The organism is Longispora fulva (assembly GCF_015751905.1).
Classification (GTDB): domain Bacteria; phylum Actinomycetota; class Actinomycetes; order Mycobacteriales; family Micromonosporaceae; genus Longispora; species Longispora fulva.
Map to the genome: position 1 here is coordinate 6,247,921 of NZ_JADOUF010000001.1, position 20,560 is coordinate 6,268,480.

Annotated in this window: 21 protein-coding genes and 1 tRNA gene; 11 read left to right on the forward strand and 11 right to left on the reverse strand. The window is 70.2% G+C overall.

What is annotated here, in order from left to right:
• The first annotated feature begins 7 nt into the window (after positions 1 to 7).
• A tRNA-Gly gene (locus IW245_RS28350) sits at positions 8 to 81 on the forward strand.
• A gap of 121 nt (positions 82 to 202) precedes the next feature.
• Here IW245_RS28350 and IW245_RS28355 read toward each other — a convergent pair.
• The 6 genes from IW245_RS28355 to IW245_RS28380 all read right to left on the reverse strand — a co-directional run bounded on the left by IW245_RS28355 (position 203) and on the right by IW245_RS28380 (position 6,032).
• Complete coding sequence (locus IW245_RS28355) at positions 203 to 373, reverse strand: hypothetical protein (protein ID WP_197006202.1); 171 nt, start codon at positions 371 to 373, stop codon at positions 203 to 205.
• Between the two features lie 119 nt (positions 374 to 492).
• Complete coding sequence (locus IW245_RS28360; protein WP_197006203.1) at positions 493 to 1,095, reverse strand: DUF1707 SHOCT-like domain-containing protein; 603 nt, start codon at positions 1,093 to 1,095, stop codon at positions 493 to 495.
• 55 nt (positions 1,096 to 1,150) lie between these two features.
• On the reverse strand, positions 1,151 to 2,143 hold the full coding sequence (locus tag IW245_RS28365; RefSeq protein ID WP_197006204.1) for a hemolysin family protein: 993 nt from the start codon (positions 2,141 to 2,143) through the stop codon (positions 1,151 to 1,153).
• Positions 2,140 to 3,414 (reverse strand): hemolysin family protein, encoded by a 1,275-nt coding sequence (locus IW245_RS28370; protein ID WP_197008721.1) that lies wholly within the window; start codon positions 3,412 to 3,414, stop codon positions 2,140 to 2,142. Before IW245_RS28370 ends, IW245_RS28365 begins: the two co-directional genes overlap by 4 nt.
• Before the next feature lie 51 nt (positions 3,415 to 3,465).
• Positions 3,466 to 3,909, reverse strand: a complete 444-nt coding sequence (locus IW245_RS28375; protein ID WP_197006205.1) for a hypothetical protein — start codon at positions 3,907 to 3,909, stop codon at positions 3,466 to 3,468.
• On the reverse strand, positions 3,906 to 6,032 hold the full coding sequence (locus tag IW245_RS28380; RefSeq protein WP_197006206.1) for a (Fe-S)-binding protein: 2,127 nt from the start codon (positions 6,030 to 6,032) through the stop codon (positions 3,906 to 3,908). Before IW245_RS28380 ends, IW245_RS28375 begins: the two co-directional genes overlap by 4 nt.
• A gap of 166 nt (positions 6,033 to 6,198) precedes the next feature.
• Between IW245_RS28380 and IW245_RS28385 the strand changes: the two genes are divergently transcribed.
• Genes IW245_RS28385 through IW245_RS28395 form a run of 3 tightly spaced genes read left to right on the forward strand, consistent with a single transcriptional unit; the run spans position 6,199 to position 8,698 of the window.
• Positions 6,199 to 6,609 (forward strand): hypothetical protein, encoded by a 411-nt coding sequence (locus tag IW245_RS28385; protein ID WP_233472893.1) that lies wholly within the window; start codon positions 6,199 to 6,201, stop codon positions 6,607 to 6,609.
• 56 nt (positions 6,610 to 6,665) lie between these two features.
• Positions 6,666 to 7,376 (forward strand): response regulator transcription factor, encoded by a 711-nt coding sequence (locus IW245_RS28390; protein ID WP_197006208.1) that lies wholly within the window; start codon positions 6,666 to 6,668, stop codon positions 7,374 to 7,376.
• Entirely contained in the window at positions 7,373 to 8,698 is a 1,326-nt protein-coding gene (locus tag IW245_RS28395; RefSeq protein ID WP_233472892.1) for a sensor histidine kinase, read from the forward strand. The genes IW245_RS28390 and IW245_RS28395 overlap by 4 nt, the downstream gene beginning before the upstream one ends.
• Before the next feature lie 77 nt (positions 8,699 to 8,775).
• Here IW245_RS28395 and IW245_RS28400 read toward each other — a convergent pair whose 3' ends face one another.
• The 3 genes from IW245_RS28400 to IW245_RS28410 all read right to left on the reverse strand — a co-directional run bounded on the left by IW245_RS28400 (position 8,776) and on the right by IW245_RS28410 (position 12,288).
• Entirely contained in the window at positions 8,776 to 10,329 is a 1,554-nt protein-coding gene (locus IW245_RS28400; protein WP_197006209.1) for a ricin-type beta-trefoil lectin domain protein, read from the reverse strand.
• A 234-nt stretch (positions 10,330 to 10,563) separates the two neighbouring features.
• Positions 10,564 to 11,781: a hypothetical protein gene (locus IW245_RS28405; protein WP_197006210.1), complete on the reverse strand. Its 1,218-nt coding sequence runs from the start codon at positions 11,779 to 11,781 to the stop codon at positions 10,564 to 10,566.
• Positions 11,782 to 12,288 (reverse strand): SigE family RNA polymerase sigma factor, encoded by a 507-nt coding sequence (locus IW245_RS28410; RefSeq protein ID WP_197006211.1) that lies wholly within the window; start codon positions 12,286 to 12,288, stop codon positions 11,782 to 11,784.
• Between the two features lie 86 nt (positions 12,289 to 12,374).
• Between IW245_RS28410 and IW245_RS28415 the strand changes: the two genes are divergently transcribed.
• Positions 12,375 to 12,806 carry an Lrp/AsnC family transcriptional regulator gene (locus IW245_RS28415; RefSeq protein ID WP_197006212.1) on the forward strand — a complete coding sequence of 144 codons (432 nt, stop codon included), beginning with the start codon at positions 12,375 to 12,377 and terminating at the stop codon, positions 12,804 to 12,806.
• Between the two features lie 76 nt (positions 12,807 to 12,882).
• Here the strand turns inward: IW245_RS28415 and IW245_RS28420 are convergent, their stop codons facing one another.
• The gene (locus tag IW245_RS28420) at positions 12,883 to 13,920 is read right to left on the reverse strand and encodes a T3SS (YopN, CesT) and YbjN peptide-binding chaperone 1 (protein ID WP_197006213.1); all 1,038 of its coding nucleotides are present in this window, start codon (positions 13,918 to 13,920) and stop codon (positions 12,883 to 12,885) included.
• A gap of 31 nt (positions 13,921 to 13,951) precedes the next feature.
• Between IW245_RS28420 and IW245_RS28425 the strand changes: the two genes are divergently transcribed.
• The 4 genes from IW245_RS28425 (at position 13,952) to IW245_RS28440 (ending at position 17,932) form a co-directional block, all read left to right on the forward strand.
• Complete coding sequence (locus IW245_RS28425) at positions 13,952 to 16,219, forward strand: FdhF/YdeP family oxidoreductase (protein WP_197006214.1); 2,268 nt, start codon at positions 13,952 to 13,954, stop codon at positions 16,217 to 16,219.
• A gap of 40 nt (positions 16,220 to 16,259) precedes the next feature.
• Entirely contained in the window at positions 16,260 to 16,916 is a 657-nt protein-coding gene (locus IW245_RS28430) for a DUF3159 domain-containing protein (RefSeq protein WP_233472890.1), read from the forward strand.
• Positions 16,894 to 17,178, forward strand: coding sequence for a DUF2470 domain-containing protein (locus IW245_RS28435; RefSeq protein ID WP_197006215.1), 285 nt, complete (start codon positions 16,894 to 16,896; stop codon positions 17,176 to 17,178). Before IW245_RS28430 ends, IW245_RS28435 begins: the two co-directional genes overlap by 23 nt.
• Positions 17,179 to 17,284: 106 nt before the next feature.
• Positions 17,285 to 17,932: a biliverdin-producing heme oxygenase gene (locus tag IW245_RS28440; RefSeq protein WP_197006216.1), complete on the forward strand. Its 648-nt coding sequence runs from the start codon at positions 17,285 to 17,287 to the stop codon at positions 17,930 to 17,932.
• A 53-nt stretch (positions 17,933 to 17,985) separates the two neighbouring features.
• Here IW245_RS28440 and mobA read toward each other — a convergent pair whose 3' ends face one another.
• A complete protein-coding gene (mobA, locus tag IW245_RS28445; protein WP_197006217.1) occupies positions 17,986 to 18,624 on the reverse strand; it encodes a molybdenum cofactor guanylyltransferase in 639 nt (212 codons plus the stop codon).
• Here mobA and fdhD point away from each other — a divergent pair, their 5' ends adjacent.
• Entirely contained in the window at positions 18,625 to 19,431 is an 807-nt protein-coding gene (gene fdhD, locus IW245_RS28450; RefSeq protein WP_197006218.1) for a formate dehydrogenase accessory sulfurtransferase FdhD, read from the forward strand.
• A gap of 80 nt (positions 19,432 to 19,511) precedes the next feature.
• A complete protein-coding gene (locus tag IW245_RS28455) occupies positions 19,512 to 20,537 on the forward strand; it encodes a DUF4192 domain-containing protein (protein ID WP_197006219.1) in 1,026 nt (341 codons plus the stop codon).
• Positions 20,538 to 20,560 lie beyond the last annotated feature (23 nt).

Consider the following 20,560-nt stretch of genomic DNA (forward strand, 5'->3'; position numbering starts at 1 on the left):
TCCGCTGGCGGGTGTAGCTCAATGGCAGAGTTTCTGCTTCCCAAGCAGACGGCGCGGGTTCGATTCCCGTCACCCGCTCCACGTGAAAGGCCCCGACCAGTTGGTCGGGGCCTTTACCCGTCGGACCGGCGGCCTCGTCAGGCCCGGGTCGCATCGCAGGTCGCAGCGCCTTGGGGGGAATCCGCTGTGACCGGCCGGGCGATTACTTCTTGCGCTTCTTCGCGGAGGACTGCGACGCACCGGCCGACACGGACTCGCGTAAGGCGTGCCTGCCCGGCTTCGTGTTCAGGTCTTCGTACTCGGGGCCGTATGCCGAGCTGTCGGAGTCGGCGAACGCGTCGCCTCCCGGACCGATGTAGCTGTGCTTGCCCATCGTGACCTCCGCGGGGTTCGGAACGGAATCTCCTAGAGAGTGCCAGAGCCGGCGACTCCAGGTAACCCCCAAATTCCTTTGCGTGACAACTACCGACGAAAGTCGGAGCGGGGGTTGACTTATCTGCCGAGGAGCTCTCGGGCCCATCGGGGCAGAACGCCCTTCTTCTCCAGGCCGGCGCTGCGCACCTTCACGTCGCCCATGACCACGGTCAGGTGGATCCGGATGGTCGGCGTGCCGGGCAGCTTCGGCACCGGGGCCAGCTTGAGGCTGCGCTCGCCCATGATGACCGAGCCGTACAGCTCGACGTCGACGCCCTCGGGCACCGTGATGGTCAGCTCGCCCATCACACAGGTGCCCTTGATGTCCACGACCCCGTCGGACAGCGCCTCCTGGCTCAGCGCCACCTCGCACAGGTCGAGCTTCATGTCGCCCATCAGGACGAAGATCTTCAGGTACCGCGAGAGGTTCCACCGGCCGGACCTGTGGTTCTCGCCCATGATGGTGCGGATGTTGGTCTCGGCGACCGAGCGGGACTCCCCGACGATGGGCTGGCGCATGGCCACCACACCGTCGAGCGCCTTGACCAGCTCCTCGTGCTCGTCGGCAGCCCACACCGCGCCCACCCGGACGCTGAACTCCTCGAGACTGATCCGGCCTTCGCCGCAGGCTCGCTGCAGCGCCTCCGCCGCCGGTGCGCGTTCGAGATCAGTGATGCCCATGCGGGGAACGGTACGCACGGTGGCATCGTGACGTCAACATGATGTCAGCGATCCGCTACGCGGAGATCGTGGGGTGGGTGCCGACCACGGCGTTCAGGACGTCGTCCAGCGTCACTATGCCCAGCGGCCGGCCACCGTCGGCGACGAGCACGATGTGCCGGTGCTCGCGGCGCATCTGCAGGAGCAGCTCCGCGAGCGTGACGCCCGGGGCGACCAGGGGCAGCGGGCGCAGCATCGGCGGGCTGGACACTCCCAGCACGTCCTTGACGTGCACGAACCCGAGCACCTCGCCGGCATCGTCCACCACCGGGAACCGGGACCGGCGGGTCCTGGTGGCCAGCGGCTCCAGCTCGGCCGCCGTGATCGACGGCTCGACGGAGACCACCTGTGACCAGGTCCGCATCGCGTCGGCGGCGGTGCGCTGGTGCAGCGCGAGCGCGCCGGTGATCCTGGCATGCTCCTCGGCGTCGAGCAGGCCCTCGGTCCGCGACTCGGCGACGAGGCCCGCGAGCTCCTCGGCGGTGTAGATGGTCTTCACGGCGTCGGCGGCCTCGATCCGCCAGATCCGCAGCACCTGACGCGCCGCCCACTTCAGCGCCACCAGCAGCGGCTTGAGAGCCAGGCAGAACACCAGCATCGGCGGGCCGAGCCACATCACGGCCTGCTCGGGGCCGGCGAGCGTGATGTTCTTCGGCACCATCTCGCCGAGGATCGTGTGCAGGAAGACCACGACGACCAGAGCCAGAACGAAAGCCGTCGGGTGTACGGCGTTGTCCGGCAGCCCCACCGCGTCGAACGGCGACTCCAGCAGATGGGCCAGGGCCGGCTCGGCGACGGCGCCCAGGCCGAGCGAGCAGATCGTCACGCCCAGCTGCGCGCCGGCGATCATCAGCGGGAGCTGCCGCATGGCCGACAGCGCCCACCTGGCCACCCGGGACTTCTCCGCCATCGGTTCGAGCATCGTGCTCCGCGAGGCGATCAGCGCGAACTCCGCAGCGACGAAGAACGCGTTGCCCACCAGCAGGATCACGGTCAGCAGGAGGTTCACGCTTCCTCGCCGTCCTCGTCCTCGGAGGCCGGTGGGTGCACCTTGACCTGTTCGATGCGGTGCTTGTCCATCTCGGTGACCGTGAACTCCCAGCCCTCGTACTCGACGCGCTCGCCGACCTGGGGGAGGTGGCCGAGTTGGGCGAGGAGGAAGCCGGCCAGCGTCTCGTACGGGCCGTCGGGGAGGGTGAAACCGGTCTGCTCCTGGACCTCGTCCTCGCGGAGCACGCCGGAGACGGTCTCGGAGACCACCGGGGCGGCCAGCTCGCGCCGGTCGTGCTCGTCGACGATCTCGCCGACCAGCTCCTCGACCAGGTCCTCGATGGTGACGACGCCGTCGGTGCCGCCGTACTCGTCGACGACGATCGCGAGGTCGGAGTCGCCGCGCCGCAGCTCGTCGAGGACGGCGTCGAGGTCGAGGGACTCGGGGACGAAGACCGGCTCGCGGGCGACGTTGCGGACCCGGACGAAGGCGCGGTGTGCCGGGTCGATCGCCAGGGCGTCGGCGATGGTGGCGACACCGACGACCTGGTCGAGGGTGTCCACGTACACCGGGAATCTGCTTCTGCCCGTCTCCCGGACCCGGTTGATCATGTCGGCGACCGTGGCGTCTGCGGCCAGGGCCACGACGTCGACCCGGGGGGTCATCGCCTCGGCTGCCCGCTTGTCCCCGAACCGGATCGTCCGGCGGAGCAACGCCGCCGTCTCCGAGTCCATCGCGCCGGCTTTGGCCGACATGGCCACCAGCAGACCCAGCTCCTCGGGTGAGCGGGCGCTGGCCAGCTCCTCCTGGGGTTCGATGCCGAGCCGGCGGACCAGGAAGTTCGCCGAGCCGTTCAGGATCCGGATCAGCCAGCCGAAGACCCGCGAGAACTGCCGCTGGCCGGCGGCGGTGGCCCGGGCGATCGGCATCGGCTTGGCCAGCGCGGCGTTCTTCGGGACCAGCTCGCCGAACAGCATCGAGAACAGGGTCGCGATGCCCAGGGCGACGCCGGTGGCGACCCCGTCGTTGCTGATCACCGGGTGGATCAGGTGGGCGATGGCCGGCTTGGCGAGATACCCGCTGAGCAGCGCGGTGATCGTGATCCCGAGCTGCGCGCCCGACAACTGGAACGAGAGGTTCCGCAGCGCCTTCTGCACGGTCTTCGACTTGCGGTCGCCGGCGGCGGCCTGCTGCTCGATGAGGCCCCGGTCGACCGTCACGAGCGAGAACTCTGCGGCAACGAAGAACGCACTTCCAACCGTGAGCAGCACAAAAGCGACTAACGGCAGTAGATCGCCCACTGAATAATCACCCCTCGGAGGATGATCCTACCGGGAGCCTCAACCCGTGACCTTGAAGTCCTTGCGTGCGACCTCGGTGGCCGTCTGGCTTTCGATCCGGAACAACCGCAGCGTGTGCTCGCCGACCGGTAGCACGGCGTCCACCGAGCCGGACTTCAGACAGCCGACGAGGTCGGTGAGCCCGGCGATCGGCGGGACGTCCGAGTCCGTCTTCGTGACGCTGATCTTCTGGTTCGCGTCGACGGCCAGCTCGGCCGCCCCGACGGTCACGGCGTAGCGACCCTCGGGGCCGGTGGCGGCCCAGTACACCTTAGTGCCCTTGGCGATCTGGTCGCCGAGCGTCGTCAGGGACGGCTTGACGCAGTCGGCGGCCGGCTTCCAGGTGTCGTGCTTGCGCGGCGTCAACAGGATCGCCGCGACGAGCACGAGGAAGACGCCCAGGAAGACGGCGTACTTGGGACGCTTCAGATACTGGGGGATCATGACGTCCTGATCGACCTGAGCAGCACCGTTGCCACGTCCACGACCTCCACCGTCTCGGCGGCGTCGCCGGAGGCCTTCTTTCCGGTCACGCCGTCGCCGAGCATAGTGAAGCAGAACGGGCAACCGACGGCGATGGTCTGCGCCCCGGTGGTCAGGGCCTCCTCGACCCGTTCGATGTTGATCCGCTTGCCGATCGTCTCTTCCATGTACATCCGCGCGCCGCCGGCCCCGCAGCAGAAGGACCGCTCGGTGTTGCGCGGCATCTCGGTCAGCTCGCCGGCCCCGAGCGCCGCACCGAGGACCTCGCGCGGCGGCGAGTAGACCTTGTTGTGCCGGCCCAGGTAGCACGGGTCGTGGTAGGTCAGGCCGCCCTCGATCGGCACCACCGGCTTGAGCTTGCCGGTGGAGACGAGGTGGCTGAGCAGCTCGGTGTGGTGCACGACCTCGAACCGGCCGCCGAACTCCGGGTACTCGTTGCCGATCGTGTTGAAGCAGTGCGGGCAGGTCGCGACGATCTTCTTGACCCCGGCCTCGTTCAGCGTCTCGACGTTCTGCTGGGCGAGCATCTGGAACAGGAACTCGTTGCCGATCCGGCGCGCCGGGTCACCGGTGCAGCCCTCGCCGTTGCCGAGGATCGCGTAGGACACGCCGGCCTCGTGCAGCAGGGTCGCGACGGCCCGGGTGGTCTTCTTGGCCTTGTCCTCCAGGGCGCCGGCGCAACCGACCCAGAACAGGTACTCGAACTCGGTCTCGCCGTCGACCCGGGGCACCTCGAAGTCGAGGCCCTTGGTCCAGTCCTCCCGGGAGTTGGGGTTCGCGCCCCACGGGTTGCCCTTGCTCTCCAGGTTCTTCAGCATGACGCCGGCCTCGCTGGGGAAGCTCGACTCGATCATCACCTGGTAGCGGCGCATGTCCACGATGTGGTCCACGTGCTCGATGTCGACGGGGCACTGCTCGACGCACGCGCCGCACGTGGTGCACGACCACAGCACGTCGGGGTCGATGATGCCGCCCTCCTCCTCGGTGCCGACGAGCGGACGGCCGGCCTCCTTGAGCGAGGCGGCCAGCCCGAGGGCGTCGATCTTCGAGTGGTCGTCGGGGCTGCCGGCGAGCAGGTAGGGCGCCTTGGCGTACGCGTGGTCGCGCAGCGAGGTGATCAGCAGTTTCGGGGACAGCGGCTTACCGGTGTTCCACGCCGGACACTGCGACTGGCAGCGCCCGCACTCGGTGCAGGTGCTGAAGTCGAGCAGGCCCTTCCAGCTGAACTCCTCGATCTTGGAGACGCCGAACAGGTCCTTGTCCGGGTCGGCCTCCTCGAAGTCCAGCGCCTTGCCGTCGGACATGACGGGCTTGAGCGCGCCGAGCGCGGTGCGCCCGTCGGCCTCCCGCTTGAAGAAGATGTTGAAGAACGCCGCGAACCGGTGCCAGGCCACGCCCATCGTGAGCTTCTGCGAGATCACGATGAAGAACACCCAGGAGACAACGATCTTGATCAGGGCGACGATCGTGACGACCGTCAGGGCGCCCTTGGCGGGCAGCAGGTTGCCGATGCCGTGCGAGATCGGGGTGGCCCACACCGGGTAGTCGAAGTGGCCGGCCGCGTGCTTGAAGCCCCGGATCAGGAAGATGCAGACGCCGATCGCGGTGATGGTGAACTCGACGTAGTAAGCCTGGCCCATCGCCGAGCCCCGGAACCGCGACTGCGGCCGACGGCGGTGCACCTGGCGGATCACGATCAGGGTCACGATGCTGATGAGGAGCGCCGTCGCGATGAACTCGATGAACAGCCCGTAGGGCGCCCAGCCGCCGATCAGCGGCAGCTCGAACTTCGGCTGTACCACCTCGCCGAACGCCTCGGCCAGGGTGAGCGCCAGGGTGCCGAAGCCGATGAAGACGAACCAGTGCGCGATGCCGACGGTCGTCCACTTCAGCATCCGGGTGTGCCCGAGGGTCTCCTTCAGCATGTTGGCGAGCCGCTGCGCGAAGGGCTTCGACCGGGTCGGGTCGGGCTGCCCGAGTTTTATGATCTTCACCATCGACCCGACAGAACGGGCAAACAGAGCAATTGCCACCACGGTCACCAGGACCGCGAGGATCGTGGCCACGATCTGCGTGACTCCCATGTGCTGCTCACCCTCCGCGCGACTTATTACCCGCGAGTAATATTAGCCATCCCGGAGTCACCATAGCCGCCAGCGGGCCGGAAATTCCTCGCGACGCCCCCGTTCGGTACCGTCACCCCTGCTGAGCTGGGCCGTTGACCACCACGTGGATCAATTCTCCCGTACGGTGCTCCCCGCGGCAGCCGAGTCCGGCATCCGCAGCATCGTCCTCACCATGCACATGCCTGCCTTCCGGCGCTGCATCGACCACGACGACACGGTTTTCCTCGTCACCGGGTGCCAGCGGCCCGAGGTGTCCCTGACCCGGGAGTACCTGCTGCTCCTGACCCGCCAGCGGCTCGTCGTCACCCGGCAGTCCCGGCTGACCGGCCGGGTCCAGGTGCACCTGGACGCCCCGCTGTCGGACCTCGACGACGTGGTCTGGCGGACCAACGAGCGGGGTTCGGCGGTCGAGTTCGCCGTCACGACGGGCGACACGCGGCACAGGTTCTTCATCAACCGCGGTCGCTCCCGCCAGCTCTGGCGGGTGAATGCCCAGTTCAGCGGGCTTTTCGCTCCGGTGCCAATTACGGTTTAACCCGACTCGCACAGTGGCGTTACAGGATCTGGCTTCTGATCAGGCACGATGTGCCAATGGGTACCGACACGCCTGGAAAAGGACTCGTGCTCGTCGTAGACGACGAGCGACCGATCGCTGACCTGGTGCGGTTGTACCTGACCCGGGAGGGATTCGGCGTCCACACCGAGTACGACGGGGAGGCCGCCCTGGCCGCGGCCCGCCGGATGCGCCCGATCGCCATCGTGCTCGACATCGGCCTGCCCGGCATCGACGGCCTGGAGATCTGCCGTCGACTGCGCGAGGAGGGCGACTGGACCCCCGTCCTGTTCCTCACCGCGCGCGACGACGAGGTCGACCGCGTCGTCGGGCTCGAACTGGGCGGCGACGACTACATCACGAAGCCGTTCAGCCCCCGGGAGCTGGTCGCGCGGATCCGCACCGTGCTGCGCCGCACCGAGGGCCCGCCGAGCGCCGACAAGATCCGCCAGGTCGGCGGGGTCCGGCTCGACAACGAACAGCGCCGGGTCTACTCGGCCGGCGTCGAGATCGCGCTGACCCCCACCGAGTTCGAGTTACTGGCCCGGCTGATGAGCCGGCCCGGCCGGGTGTTCAGCCGGGAGGAGCTGTTGGCCTCCGTCTGGGGGTACGCGGCGCTGGCCGGCACCCGCACCGTCGACGTGCACGTCGCCCAGGTCCGCGGAAAGCTCGGTGACGCGAGCCCGATCCGCACGGTCCGGGGGGTGGGTTACTCGGTCGAGGGTGGCGCGGAGAGCGCCGAGTCGTGACACTCCGCAGTTCCGGACTGACCGCGCGGGCGATGCTCGTCACCTGCACGGTCGCCATCATCGCCGTGGTGGTCACGGCACTGGTGGCGCTCCCGCTCGGCCTGCGGGCCGCGCAGAGTGAGGCCCGGGGCAAGCTGGAGTCCAAGACCGAGATCGCCACGGCCATGCTCGGCACCGCGCCGGGACAGCTGCAACAGCAGAACATCGTCCGCCGGCTGCGGGCGAGCCGGATCGACATCGTGCTGATCCTCGACGGCAAGCCCGACCGGCCGGGCCTGCCGCTGGACGTGATCAGCGACGTCAGCATCGGCAAGATCGTCGACTGCGAGACGGTCGTGTTCCAGGGCCGCCGGGTGATCGCCGACGGCCGGCCGCTGAGCACGCCGGGCGACGCGATCATCCTGATGGAGCCGGCCGTCACCAGCACATCGAACGCCGTGTGGGGCCGGCTGTGGCTCGCGCTCGGCGCCGGGCTGCTCGCCGGCCTGGTCGCAGGCTTCATGCTGGCCCGCCGGCAGGCGAAACCGATCCGGGACGCCGCTTCCGCCGCCCGGCGGATGTCGGCCGGCGACCGGGGCGTGCGGCTGCCCGTCGAGCCGCCCGACGAGGTCGCCGACCTGGCCCGGGCGCTCAACGATCTCGCGGCGGCGCTGGCCACCAGCGAGGGCCGACAACGCGACTTCCTGATGTCGGTCTCGCACGAGCTGCGCACCCCGCTGACCACCATCCGGGGGTACGCGGAAGCGCTCTCCGACGGCGTGATCTCCGACGACGGCACCTTCGGGGCCGGGCGCACGATCCTCGCGGAGGCCGACCGGCTCGACCGGCTGGTGTCCGACCTGCTGTCCCTGGCCCGGCTGGAGGCGGCCGACTTCCCGGTGGAGCTGGTGGCCGTCGAGCTGGGCTCGCTGGTCCAGGCGACGGCGGAGGCGTGGCGGCCCCGATGCGTGGAGGCCGGGCTGGACCTGCGGGTGGAGCTGCCGTCGGAGCCGGTTCTGGTGAGTACAGACCCGGGGCGGTTGCGGCAGGTCGTGGACATCCTGGTGTCCAACGCCGTGCGGGCCCTGCCGACGGGCGCGCCGCTCGTCCTTGCCGCCCGGTACGACGTCGTGGAGGTGCGCGACGGCGGGCCGGGGCTCGCGGACGAGGACCTGGCGGTGGCGTTCCACCAGGGGGTGCTGCACGAGAAGTACCGGGATGTGCGGCCGGTGGGGTCGGGGCTCGGGTTGGCGCTGGCGGCCCGGCTGATCGGGCGGATGGGCGCGAAGATCGAGGCGGGGCACGCCCCCGAGGGTGGCGCGCGCTTCACGATTCGCTTCTAGCGAGGCTGCCCCGGCCTCCAGCGGGGAGGTGCCGCTGGAACCCGGGGCAGGTGTCGCCGTAACCGTCTGATCTTGGTTTAGTAGACCCGGGAACCGATGAAGTCGCTGTGGTTGTAGCCGGCCGGGGTCGGGAAGTTGCGGGACTCCAGCGACCACTTCTGGGTGCCGTTGCAGGTCGCGAGGCGGGCCCATGAGCCGTTGGCGGTGCCGTCGAACGCCGCGCACAGGTCCGACCGGCTGGCCGGGTGGATGCCGTTGGCGTCGATGGTCCACTGCTGGTTGGTTCCGAGGTGGCAGTCCCACAGGATGAGCTTGGTGCCGACGGCGAGGGTGCCGCCGGAGGCGTCGACGCACCGGTCCTGGTTGAGTTCGATGTGCAGGGCCCTGGTGGCGGTGTCGTACCAGAAGCCCTGGTTGCGGCCGCCGTGGCAGGGCCAGGACAGCAGTTGGGTGGCGTAGCGCGAGTTGTAGGCCTCGGCGTCGAGGCACTGGCCGTTGGCGACGAGCTGCCGGAACTCGAACAGGCCCGGGTAGATCGTGCCGTGGTTGGTGTTGCCCGGGTCCACACAGGTCGCCGTCTGCAGGCCGGAGTTGTAGAAGGCGCTCATGCACTCGGCGAACGCGCCGTGCCCGCTGTAGTTCGGGTGCGCGGACTGGCGGGCGGCGTTCTCGTCGAAGATGTTGCCGTTCTCGATGTAGATGCCCCGGGCCCAGGGAGCCTCGGTGCACACCTCGTGGCCGTGGAAGAGCCGGCTGGCGTCGAGGTACATGACGCCGGTGTTCTGAGCGGCCTTGCGCTCGGCGGACTCGAAGATCGGCACGGCCTTGTTCCGGCCGAACGCCGCGTCGGCGAGGTAGATGGTGCAACCGCCGGCGTACCAGCCGGGGAAGTTGGGGTTGTCCTCGACGTCGGGGCTGATCGGGGACGGGTACCCCATCAGGGAGAGCTTGTAGTCACTGGCCAGGTAGCCGGCGTTCGTCATGGTGGTCTTGATGCTGTTGACCGCCATCTCGACCTCCTGGCGGGTGTGCTCGGCCCGGGCGTTCCACGCGTCGGTGTACGTCGGCCAGCACACGCCCTGGAAGAAGATCCGCTTCTTGGCGCAGTCGGTGGCGACGGGGCCGAACTCGATGTTGCCCGAGCCGTTGGCACCGACGACCACCCAGACCAGCTTGATCTTCGTGTTGCGGGCCTTGATGGCGAGGTTGTCGCCCTGGTTGAGTTCCTGCCACTGGTGGGTGCCGCCGTAGACCAGGTCGGAGGGCTGGCCGCCAGAGCAGGCCACGTTGTAGCGCACGTCGACCGGGATGGTCAGCCGCCAGACGGCCTGGTCCACGGACCGGTCGCACCAGTTGCCGTCCTGGTGGGTGCCGGGCTCGTAGTTGCCGACTCCCTCACCCGAGATCTCGCTGTCGCCCATCGTGATCACGCCGGTCTTGCGCGAGTCGATGGGCTTGATGGCCGGGTTGCCGTAGAGGGCGGAGGCCTCGGTGGCGCGCTGCGCCTCGAGATTCGCCGGGAGGGGCTGGATGTCCGGGCGGGTGTCCACTGCGGCCTGACCGGGGGCGGCGAGGGCCGCTGCCGTCAGAAAGCCGACTGCGATCGCAGCCAGGCGGGGCTTGAGGCGCATCGACGAACTCCTCTCGAAACGTGCGTGTTACCGCACGGTAATGCCCGGGAGGATGAATGTGAATACTTCTCAATATCGATGGCATGCGATGTGTCTAAAACTAGCAATAACCCATATCGGGTACGAATGACGGGCGGTACTCGACAACAGTCCATGTCGTCCGTAAGCTGGGGTACAGAGACGCCGCACCGCCTTCTTCCCCCGTGGAAGGCGGTGCGGCGTCCCTTCTTTACGTCAGCTCTTCGGCGGGGTGACCTTCACCGTGTTGTTGGTGAAGTTGGTGTCCCGCCAGATCGAGCCATTGGCGCCACCCTTGCCGACGTTGATCCCTACCTCCGCCTCGGCGGCGGTCGTCGTCCCCGTGACCTTGAGGACCAGGGTGACCGTCGCGCCCGACGCCAACGACGTCGCGGAGCACTCCGCCGGCTGCACGTTCGTCTCCCGCACACATCCCGTCGCCGACACGATGTCCATCCCGCTCAGGTAGACGAAGAACGGCGCGGCCACCGGACCCTTGTTGTGCACCTTGACGGTGAGGGTGCCGTCGGGCGTGGTGCTCGCGGACTCGATCGCGAGATCGGTGAAGTGCGGGTTCAGCGGGAACCGGGTGGGCCCGCCCGTCTGCCGGAACGCACCGTCCTTCCAGGTGTACGTTCGCCACTGCCGCTGCGGAGTCTCCTCGTTGAACCCGCAGCAGCCGGCGGCGTCGGCCACCTCGACCCGGACCGCACCCTCCGGCGTGGCCTCGATCCCGCGGACGGCCGCGACCCGGTCATCGGTCAACCCGACCTGTGTTGTGGACGCGGCGGTCGCGACCACCAGCCCGACCGTTTCGATGGCGCCGTCGGGGTTCTTGTGCACCGCGATCACCTCAAGGTCACCCCCCTGCTGGCCACAGAAGACCGTGACCAGGGTCTCGGTCGAGCCGTCGTGGTCGACGTCGGTGTAGGCGAGCCGGTCGGTGACCAGCCTGAGCCCCGCGCTCTGCGCGCTCGAGAAGCCGACCGGTCCGTTGTAGCCGGCGGTGAACGTGACCGGGCCGGTAGCGCAGTACTTCGCCCAGTTGCCGGCGGGATTCCACGCCTGGATGTCGAGCGTGGCGTTGTCCAGATCCGCCTTGGTCAGCTGAACCCCTGCGGCCTTGCTGGCGCTCGGGGAAGGGGTCGGGGACGGGCTCAGGCTCGGGGACTCGGTCGGGGTGGCCGAAGCCGTGCCGCCCGGGATGGCCGGCGGTGGACCGTGCGGGTCGCCGGTCAGGGTCGCGTACGCCGCCACGGGCGCGGCCATCACTGTCAGCGCCAGCACCCCGAGGGCGATGTTGCGCACCTTGCGCTGGTGGCGCACGGTGGCGCGGACCGCGTCCGTACCGGCCGGGGCGACGTCGTCCATGCTCTCCGCCCGGAACGCGGCGAACGCGCCGTGCAGCCTGGCCTCCTGGTCGAAGTCGGTCATCTAGTTCTCCTGCTCTGTGAGGTGGGCGGCCAGGGCGGTACGGCCCCGGTGCAGCCAGGACTTGACCGTGCCCTCGGCGGCGCCGAGCACGACGGCGATCTCCGTGATCGGCATGTCGGCCAGGTAGTGCAGGACGACCGCGCCGCGCTGCTTCTCCGGCAGCTTGGCCAGCGCGGCGGCCAGGGCCACCCGGTCGGGGCTGGGCGCGGAGACGTGCTGCTCACGGTGCTTGCGGAGGAAGTTCGCCGCCGTGCGGGCTTTCCGCCAGCGGCTGGTGGCCAGGTTCCAGGCGACCTTGCGGACCCAGGCGACCGGGTCCTCGTACGCGGAGATCTGCTTCCACCGGCTGAACGCCCGACAGAAGGCCTCCTGGACGAGTTCCTGCGCCTGGCCCATGTCCCCGGCGTACGCGTACAACTGGACGGTCAGGCTGTGGAAGTGCGCCGCGTACAGCGCCTCGAAGTCGTTGCCGCCCACCGAGGTGGGCGGTGCGGCTCGCACCATCATCGTTCGTGTTCTCCCCGGTCAGGTCCTCGTGACGGCAGCAACACGTCCGACCCGGAGCGAAGGTTGCAGTCGACTACGGTGGCGTCATGGACGACATCGACCGCCGGATCGTACGGGCACTCAGCGAGGACGCGCGGCAGTCGTACTCGGAGGTCGGCGCGCTCGTCGCCCTGTCCGCGCCGGCGGTGAAGCGCCGGGTCGACCGGCTGCGGGCCACCGGGGTCATCAAGGGGTTCACGGCGATCGTCGACCCGGCGGCGCTGGGCTGGACCACCGAGTCGTTCGTGGAGCTGTTCTGCACCGGGCGGACCACGCCGGCGCAGCTCGCCGAGGCGGTGCGCCGGCATCCGGAGGTGGTCGAGGCCTACACGGTCTCCGGCGAGGCGGACGCGCTCGTGCACATCCGGGCCGCGGACATCGCGCACCTGGAGCAGGTGTTGGAACGGCTGCGGGGCGAGCCGTTCGTCACGTCCTCGCGGTCGATGATCGTGCTGACCCGGCTGGTGGATTCGGTCTGAGCCAGGCCGGGCGGCCGGGCCGGACGAGGGGCCGGGCCCGGCGGCTGGCCGCCGGGCGACGGCCACGCGGGCCCGGCTAGAGGTACATCCCCGTGCGCTCCTCGCCACTCGCCGGCTTGTGCGGCACGTCGCCCTCGCCGAAGAACCGCTTCCCGCCGAACTCGCCGTGCAGCCGGTCGTCCAGCTCGTCGGCCAGGCCCATCATCACCTGCACGGCCAGCATGAGGTGCGTGGGCTGGAAGTCGCGGCCGAACACCGGGACGGAGGCCCAGACGGTGTTGTCCGTGCAGTACAACCGGCCGATGGGCATCCGGCGGGTCAGCTGGGCGAGGCGCTCGTAGAGCTTCGCGTCCGGGGAGACCTCGGTGAGCACCGGCGAGTACACGTCCACGACGGCCGGGTTCTCGTGCACCTTGACGAAGACCATGGCAGAGCCGGCGCGCACCCCGATCTCGCCCTCCTCGTCGATCTCCAGCTTGTCGGGCTCCGTCTTGAGCAGGGCCGCGACGACCGTGCGCACCTTGTCGGCCAGCGGCAGCGCGGAGGCCACCTCCATCGCCTGGGACAGCACGGCGTCCTGGCCGGCGGACTCCACCTCAGGCACCGTCGGCGTGGGCCGGGCCGTGGCCAGGGTCGACGGGCCGGCCGGGGCGGCCTCGATGGCCTCGTTCAGCGGGCGGACGGTGTACGTGAGGAACGCCGGGTGCGGCGCGCCGTACACGTCGCGCATGGTGCGGCTGAGCAGGGCCGCGAGCTGTGGGCCCTCGGTGGCCGCAGCGTGCAGGCCGAAGTTGCCGTCGGAGCCGTCGATGACGCCCGGCGGCGACCAGCCCAGCTCGATCATGTGGCCGACGGCGGTGCGGTCCAGCCGGTACCCGTCGGGGAGGTTGGCGTTTCCGACCGCGTAGCCGGTCATCTGCTTGTCGGAGCCGATGACGACGTTGATGTCGTAGATCGCCTCGCCGGTGCCGGAAGCTGTCGGGTCCAGGGTGAGGTCGAGGCGCACGTCAGCCGGCAGGGTCGGCAGCGCCCGGGCCAGTGCCCTGGTGAAGTCCTGCCACGCTGCGGTGACCTTGGCCTTGAGGTCCACGGTGTCGACGTCGTCGTAGAGCATGGGCCCAACCATAACGACTAGTCTCGGGGTCATGGCCAAGAAAGCTCCCCGTGACGATGTCGGCGATCGTGACCTGCGAGTCGGCACGCCGAAACGGGTAGCCGCGGGGATACCCGCCGTGGTCGCGAGCATGAGGGCCGCGGTCGGCGAGATGGGGGTCCGGCGCACGGCGCTGACCCTGCTCAAGGTCAACCAGAAGTCCGGTTTCGACTGCCCCGGGTGCGCGTGGCCGGAATCTGCCGGGCACCGCACGCCGTTCGAGTTCTGCGAGAACGGCGCGAAGGCTGTCGCCGAGGAGGCCACCCTGCGCAGGGTGACGCCCGAGTTCTTCGCCGAGCACCCCGTGGCCGAGCTGGACGGACGCTCCGACTACTGGCTCGGCCAGCAGGGCCGGCTGACCCACCCGATGGTGCTGCGTCCCGGCGACACCCACTACCGGCCGATCTCCTGGCCGGACGCGTTCGCGTTGACCGCCTCGACCCTGCGCGGCCTGGACACCCCGGACGCTGCCGCCTTCTACACCTCGGGCCGGACCAGCAACGAGGCGGCGTTCCTCTACCAGCTGTTCGCGCGCGCCTTCGGGACGAACAACCTGCCCGACTGCTCGAACATGTGCCACGAGTCCTCCGGTACGGCGCTGAACGCGACCATCGGGATCGGCAAGGGCTCGGTGACCCTGGACGACATCCACCGGTCCTCGCTGATCGTCGTCGTCGGGCAGAACCCGGGCACGAACCATCCCCGGATGCTCACCGCGCTGGAGACCGCCAAGCGAAACGGCGCGCGGATCATCGCGGTGAACCCGCTGCCGGAGGCCGGGCTGCTGGCGTTCAAGAACCCGCAGAAGGTGTCCGGGGTGGTGGGGTCGGCGACGACGCTGGCGGACCAGTACCTGCAGATCCGGGTGGGTGGGGACCTCGCGCTGTTCCAGGCGCTCGGCACGCTGCTGCTGCCGCACGCCGACCGGGAGTTCATCGCGGCCCACACCACGGGCTTCGACAGCTACGCGGCCAATGTGGCAGAGGTCGACTGGGCGGTCACCGAGGAGGCCACCGGGCTGACCCGGGCCGAGATCGAGGAGACGGCGGCCATGTTCGCCGCCAGCGACGCGACGATCGTGTGCTGGGCGATGGGCCTCACCCAGCACCGGGACGCCGTCGCCACGATCCAGGAGGTCGTCAACGTCCAGCTGCTGCGCGGCATGATCGGCAAGCCGGGGGCGGGGCTGTGTCCGGTCCGGGGCCACTCGAACGTGCAGGGCGACCGGACGATGGGCGTGTGGGAGCGGGTGCCCGCCTGGGGTCCGGCGCTCGGGAAGGAGTTCGGTTTCCGGGTACCGGCGGAGACCGGCCACGACACCGTCGAGACCATCCGGGCGATGCGCGACGGTCAGGTGAAGGTGTTCGTGGGCATGGGCGGCAACTTCGCGGCTGCCACCCCGGATACCGTGGCCACCGAGGCGGCGCTGCGCACGTGCGAGCTGACCGTGCAGATCTCCACGAAACTCAACCGGTCGCACACGGTCACCGGGAAGACCGCGCTGATCCTGCCCTGCCTCGGGCGCACCGAGGCGGACCCGGCCGGGTTCGTCACCGTCGAGGACTCGATGAGCTGCGTGCACGCGTCCCGGGGCTCGTTGCCGCCCGCCGCGCCGACGCTGCTGTCCGAGGTGGCGATCGTCAGCCGGCTCGGGGCCGCGACCCTGGACGACACGATCCCGTGGGAGTCCTTCGAGCACGACTACGCGGCCGTCCGGGCCCGGATCGCCCGGGTGGTCCCCGGCTTCGCGGACTTCGAGAACCGGCTCGGCGGGGCCGGGTTCACCCTGCCGCACCCGCCGCGCGACTCGCGGTCGTTCGACACTCCGGACGGCCGGGCCCGGTTCACGGTCAGCCCGCTGACCTCGATCGAGGTGCCCGAGGGGCGGCTGCTGATGCAGACGTTGCGGAGTCACGACCAGTACAACACGACGATCTACGGGCTCGACGACCGTTACCGGGGCATCACGGCCGGGCGCCGGGTGGTGTTCGCGCACGCCGAGGACCTGGCCGAACACGGACTGGCCGACGGCTCCATGGTGGACATCGTCAGCGAGTGGCCGGACGGGGAGCGGCGGGCGGAGGGGTTCCGGGCCGTGGCGTACCCGACGGCCCGCGGCTGCGTCGCGACGTACTTCCCGGAGGCGAACGTGCTGGTCCCGCTCGATTCGGTCGCCGTGGGCTCGAACACCCCGACCTCCAAGGCCGTCGTGGTGCGTCTGGAGCCGGCGCATGCTCCTAGCCCGGGGCCATCGGCTTAGGCTAGCCTGGCCTTTTGGGCGATCTGGGAAGGGCTGAGTGGTGAGCACCAACCGGCAACCCGAAAGCCTCGCCACCCTGCTCGGGGGCCGGACGGCGGCGATCGACGCCACGATGCCGCCGGTCGCCTTCGGGATCGGCTGGTTCCTGGCCGACAAGTCGATCGCCGTCGGCGCGGGCGCTGCGCTGGCGGTGTCCGTGCTGATCGGCGCGTGGCGGCTGTTGCGGGGCGCGAAACCCCGGGCCGTCCTGATCGGCGCGCTGGCCGTGTGCGTGTCGGCCCTGATCGCGCTGCGTACCGGCGACGCGGAGGACTTCTTCCTGCCCCGGATCCTGACCAACCTGGTCAGCCTGTTGGGCTGGGCGATCAGCATCGTGGTGCGCTGGCCCTTCCTCGGCGTGATCGTCGGGGCGGTGCTGGGCCAGAAGACCCGGTGGCGGCGGGATCCCGCACTGCTGCGGGCTTACTCGCGGGCGAGCTGGGTCTGGGTCGGCCAGTACCTCTTCCGGCTCGTCGTGTTCATCCCGCTCTGGCTGGCAGGTCAGACCGGGGCGTTGACCGTCGCGCAGATCGTGCTGACCTGGCCGCTGGTCGCCGCGTGTCTCGCAGTGAGCTGGTGGGTGCTGCGTCGCTCGCTCCCCGCCGACCATCCCGGGCTACGACTGGAGAAGGACCGTGACGAATCCGTTCAGCCCTGACGTGGTGGCCGCCGTGGGCCGGCACATGAACGACGACCACTCGGCGGACTCGGTGGTGATCTGCCGGGCGCTCGGTGGGGTGCCCGATGCGCTGGTCGCCCGGATGACGGGGCTCGACGGGGACGGGATCGACTTCGAGGTGACCGAGCCGGTGCTGGTGGCCGTGCGGGTGCCGTGGTCGCGGGCCCTGACCGAGCGGGCCGAGATCCGGGTCGAGGTGACGCGGATGTACCACGAGGCGCGGGAGCTGTTGGGGCTCTGAGTTTCCGACACTCCGTCGGAATTTTTCCTACAAGGGGTCGGGAAACCCTTGACAGGCGACGGCTGCCGCCCAGAGACTTAGGGCACCCTCACCTGCAAGGAGTCCCATGTTCTCCGCAGACCTGCGCGCCGCCACCTGGTCCGAGCACCAGAACGCCGAGAGCACCGCGTACCTCGACGCGTTGATGCGCGGGCAGCTGACCCTGGGGCAGTACGGGGACATGGTCGCCCAGCACTACTTCGCCTACCTCGTGCTCGAGGAGGCCGCCCGGGCGATGCGGACCGACCCGGTCGGGGCAGCCTTCGCTATCCCCGAGCTGGACCGGGTGCCCGCGCTGGAGGCCGACCTGACGTACCTCTACGGGGCCACCTGGGCCGAGCGGATCGCCCCGAACCCGGCGACCGTCCGGTACTGCGCCCGGCTCCGTGAGGTCTGTTTCGACTGGCCGGGCGGGTTCGTGGCCCACCACTACACCCGCTACCTCGGCGACCTGTCCGGCGGCCAGTTCATCCGCCGGTCCGTCGCCCGGATCTACGGGCTCACCGACAACGGGGTCGCCTTCTACGACTTCCCCGAGCTGGGCGACCTGCAGGAGTTCAAGACGCGCTACCGCGAGGCGCTCGACACCGCGCCCTGGTCCGGGGAGGAGCGGGGGCGGATCGTGGCGGAGACGCTGGTCGCGTACCAGTTGAACACCGAGGTTCTGGCGGATCTCGGCGCGGCGGTCGGACCGGTGGCGGACCGCGCCGCCTAGTGCCGGGACGACCGGTGGAAACCGGGGCAGGTGTCGCCGTACCCAAAAAAGATCTAGGCCCGCAACCGACGCTCCGCCTCCGCGAGCTGCTCCGGGGTGTCGCAGTCGAACCACGGCTCGGCCGGGTCGGCCAGCTCCGCGATCCGCAGGCCGGCGACCAGTCGGCGGAGTGGCATGCCGTCCGGGTCGACGCCGGCCAGACGTTCGCGGAGCACTTCGATCCACCACATGCCGCAGAGGAGCTGGTGTCGGCCCTGGCCGTCGATGTACAGCGCGCCGTCGTGATCCGGGAGGGCTCCGGCGAGCGCGTCCAGGGCCCCGGTGGTCAGGAGTGGCAGGTCGGCGGCGAGCAGCGCGACCGCCCCGACGCCGGGGCCCGAGCCTTCCGGGTGGGTGCCGGCCTGGGCGGCGGCGGTGTGACCGGGGTCCTGGCGGGCGGCCTGGGCAGCGGCCTGGGGCTGTGGCGCGGCCGATCCGTCAGCATCCAGCAGCCGGAGCCCCGCCGCCAGCGCCGCCACCGGCCCGCCCTGCCGCTCCGGCCCCACCACGACCACCCGCGCGGCGTGGGCACAGGCCGCCCGGACCCGGTCCACGAGCGGGATCCCGCCGACCGTGATGGCCGGTTTGTCCTGTCCGCCCAGCCGCCGGGCCGACCCACCGGCCAGAATGATCGCTGCGTATAGGGTTCCCATATGGGCAGGGTGACAGATCGGCGGCCGGTGGTCCGCTTCGACGGCGACGCGGCGAGCCGACGGCCGGACACCCTGAGTGTCGAGGAGCCCCTGGAGCTGCGGGTCAACGGCTCCCCGCTGGCCGTCACGATGCGCACCCCCGGCGACGACGTGGACCTCGCGCACGGCTTCCTGCTCACCGAGGGCGTGATCACCGAGGCCGGCGACGTCCTGCTCGCCAAGCACTGCACGGACACGAACCTCAACGTGCTGGAGATCCAGCTCCGTCCCGACCTGCCGCCCCCGGTGACCGACCCGACCCGGCACTTCTACACGTCCAGCTCGTGCGGGACCTGCGGAAAGGCCAGCATCGACGCGGTCAGGGTCACCTCGGCGTTCCCGGTCGACACCGACCCCATGACGATCAGACCCAGCATCGTGTACGGCTTCCCCGACGCCCTCCGCGAGCGCCAGAAGGCCTTCGCCCGCACGGGAGGCCTGCACGCCGCCGGGCTGTTCACGGCAGACGGCGAGCTGGTGTGCGTCCGGGAGGACGTCGGCCGGCACAACGCCGTCGACAAGGTGCTCGGCTGGGCCGTGCGTTCCTCGCTGGTCCCGTTGCGCGGGCACATCCTGATGGTCAGCGGCCGGGCCAGCTTCGAGCTGACCCAGAAGGCCGCGCTGGCCGGGGTGCCGATGTTGGCGGCGGTGTCCGCCCCGAGCACCCTCGCCGTCGACCTGGCGACGGAGCTCGGCCTGACCCTGGTCGGCTTCCTGCGCGGCGAGACCATGAACGTGTACGCCGGGGCCCACCGGATCTGTGGATAACCCGGTCCCGGTCGGGCGAGGCACCGAGGTTATCCACAGGGATTAATAGGACATAGTTCGTTTTTGGCTAGGCTGCCGGCATGCCGAATTTCCGGGTCAACCAACCCGCCGAGCTGCTGGCCGCCGTGCCGTACGTGCTCGGTTTCCATCCCTCCGACAGTCTCGTGGTCGTCGGGGTCCGGGCCAGGAAGCTGCACTTCGCCGTCCGGGTCGACCTCGCCGAGTGCGCCGACGAGCCGGACACAGCAGCCCTGCACCTCGCGGAGGTCCTGCACGACCAGCGGGTCGACGCGGCCGTGGTGATCGGCTACGGGCCGCCGGGCCAGGTCACGCCCCTGGTCGACGCCGCCCGGCGCGCGCTGACCGGCCGGAGCATCCCGCTGATCGACGCGCTGCGGGTGACCGGTGACCGGTTCTTCTCGTACACGTGCGAGAGCCCCGAGTGCTGTCCGCCCGACGGCAACGCGTTCGACCCGGGCAGCACCCTGATCGCCGCCGAGGCCACGCTCGCCGGCAAGGTCGCGCTGCCGGACCGGGCGGCGTTCGCCCGGATGATCGCTCCGGTGTCCGGCCCGCCCCGGGTGGCGATGGAGGAGGCGACGGACCGCGCGGAGACCCGGTTCGTCACGGCGCTGGAGGGGCCCGGCGGCCAGGCCGCGCTGGTGGCCGAGGGGCCGGCGTTCGTCGAGGCCGCGCTGAGCCGGCACTACACCGGCGGCACGCTCACCGATGACGAGGCGGCGTGGCTGTGCGCGTTGCTGCTGCTCGTGCCCGTCCGGGACGCGGCGGCGCACCTCGTCGAGCACCGGCCGGACGACCAGCACCTGCCGTTGTGGACGGACCTGACCCGCCGGGCCCAGCCCGGGCTCGTCGCCCCGGTCGCGACCCTCCTGGCGTACACGGCGTATCTGGACGGGCAGGGCGCGCTGGCGAGCCTGGCGCTGGACCGGGCGCGGGAAGACGACCCGGACTACCCGCTCGCGGGGCTGCTGCACCGGGCGATGGTGGCGGGGATCCCGGCTCGGCGGTTGCGTCGGCGGCCGGGGCCGGGGCTCCGGCGGCGGGCCGTGCTCCGCCGCACCACCCGGCGCCCGTCCCGGAACTGACCGGACCAGCCGGCGCTCCGCGT

Excerpts from the sequence above, each read along its gene's own strand:
- IW245_RS28440 (WP_197006216.1), top strand. The coding sequence starts at position 17,285 with ATGTTCTCCGCAGACCTGCGCGCCGCCACCTGGTCCGAGCACCAGAAC.
- IW245_RS28360 (WP_197006203.1), bottom strand. The coding sequence starts at position 1,095 with ATGGGCATCACTGATCTCGAACGCGCACCGGCGGCGGAGGCGCTGCAG.
- IW245_RS28390 (WP_197006208.1), top strand. The coding sequence starts at position 6,666 with ATGGGTACCGACACGCCTGGAAAAGGACTCGTGCTCGTCGTAGACGAC.
- IW245_RS28420 (WP_197006213.1), bottom strand. The coding sequence starts at position 13,920 with ATGCTCTACGACGACGTCGACACCGTGGACCTCAAGGCCAAGGTCACC.
- IW245_RS28405 (WP_197006210.1), bottom strand. The coding sequence starts at position 11,781 with ATGACCGACTTCGACCAGGAGGCCAGGCTGCACGGCGCGTTCGCCGCG.
- IW245_RS28425 (WP_197006214.1), top strand. The coding sequence starts at position 13,952 with ATGGCCAAGAAAGCTCCCCGTGACGATGTCGGCGATCGTGACCTGCGA.
- IW245_RS28380 (WP_197006206.1), bottom strand. The coding sequence starts at position 6,032 with ATGGGAGTCACGCAGATCGTGGCCACGATCCTCGCGGTCCTGGTGACC.
- IW245_RS28410 (WP_197006211.1), bottom strand. The coding sequence starts at position 12,288 with ATGATGGTGCGAGCCGCACCGCCCACCTCGGTGGGCGGCAACGACTTC.
- mobA (WP_197006217.1), bottom strand. The coding sequence starts at position 18,624 with ATGGGAACCCTATACGCAGCGATCATTCTGGCCGGTGGGTCGGCCCGG.
- IW245_RS28355 (WP_197006202.1), bottom strand. The coding sequence starts at position 373 with ATGGGCAAGCACAGCTACATCGGTCCGGGAGGCGACGCGTTCGCCGAC.
- fdhD (WP_197006218.1), top strand. The coding sequence starts at position 18,625 with ATGGGCAGGGTGACAGATCGGCGGCCGGTGGTCCGCTTCGACGGCGAC.
- IW245_RS28400 (WP_197006209.1), bottom strand. The coding sequence starts at position 10,329 with ATGCGCCTCAAGCCCCGCCTGGCTGCGATCGCAGTCGGCTTTCTGACG.
- IW245_RS28375 (WP_197006205.1), bottom strand. The coding sequence starts at position 3,909 with ATGATCCCCCAGTATCTGAAGCGTCCCAAGTACGCCGTCTTCCTGGGC.
- IW245_RS28455 (WP_197006219.1), top strand. The coding sequence starts at position 19,512 with ATGCCGAATTTCCGGGTCAACCAACCCGCCGAGCTGCTGGCCGCCGTG.
- IW245_RS28415 (WP_197006212.1), top strand. The coding sequence starts at position 12,375 with ATGGACGACATCGACCGCCGGATCGTACGGGCACTCAGCGAGGACGCG.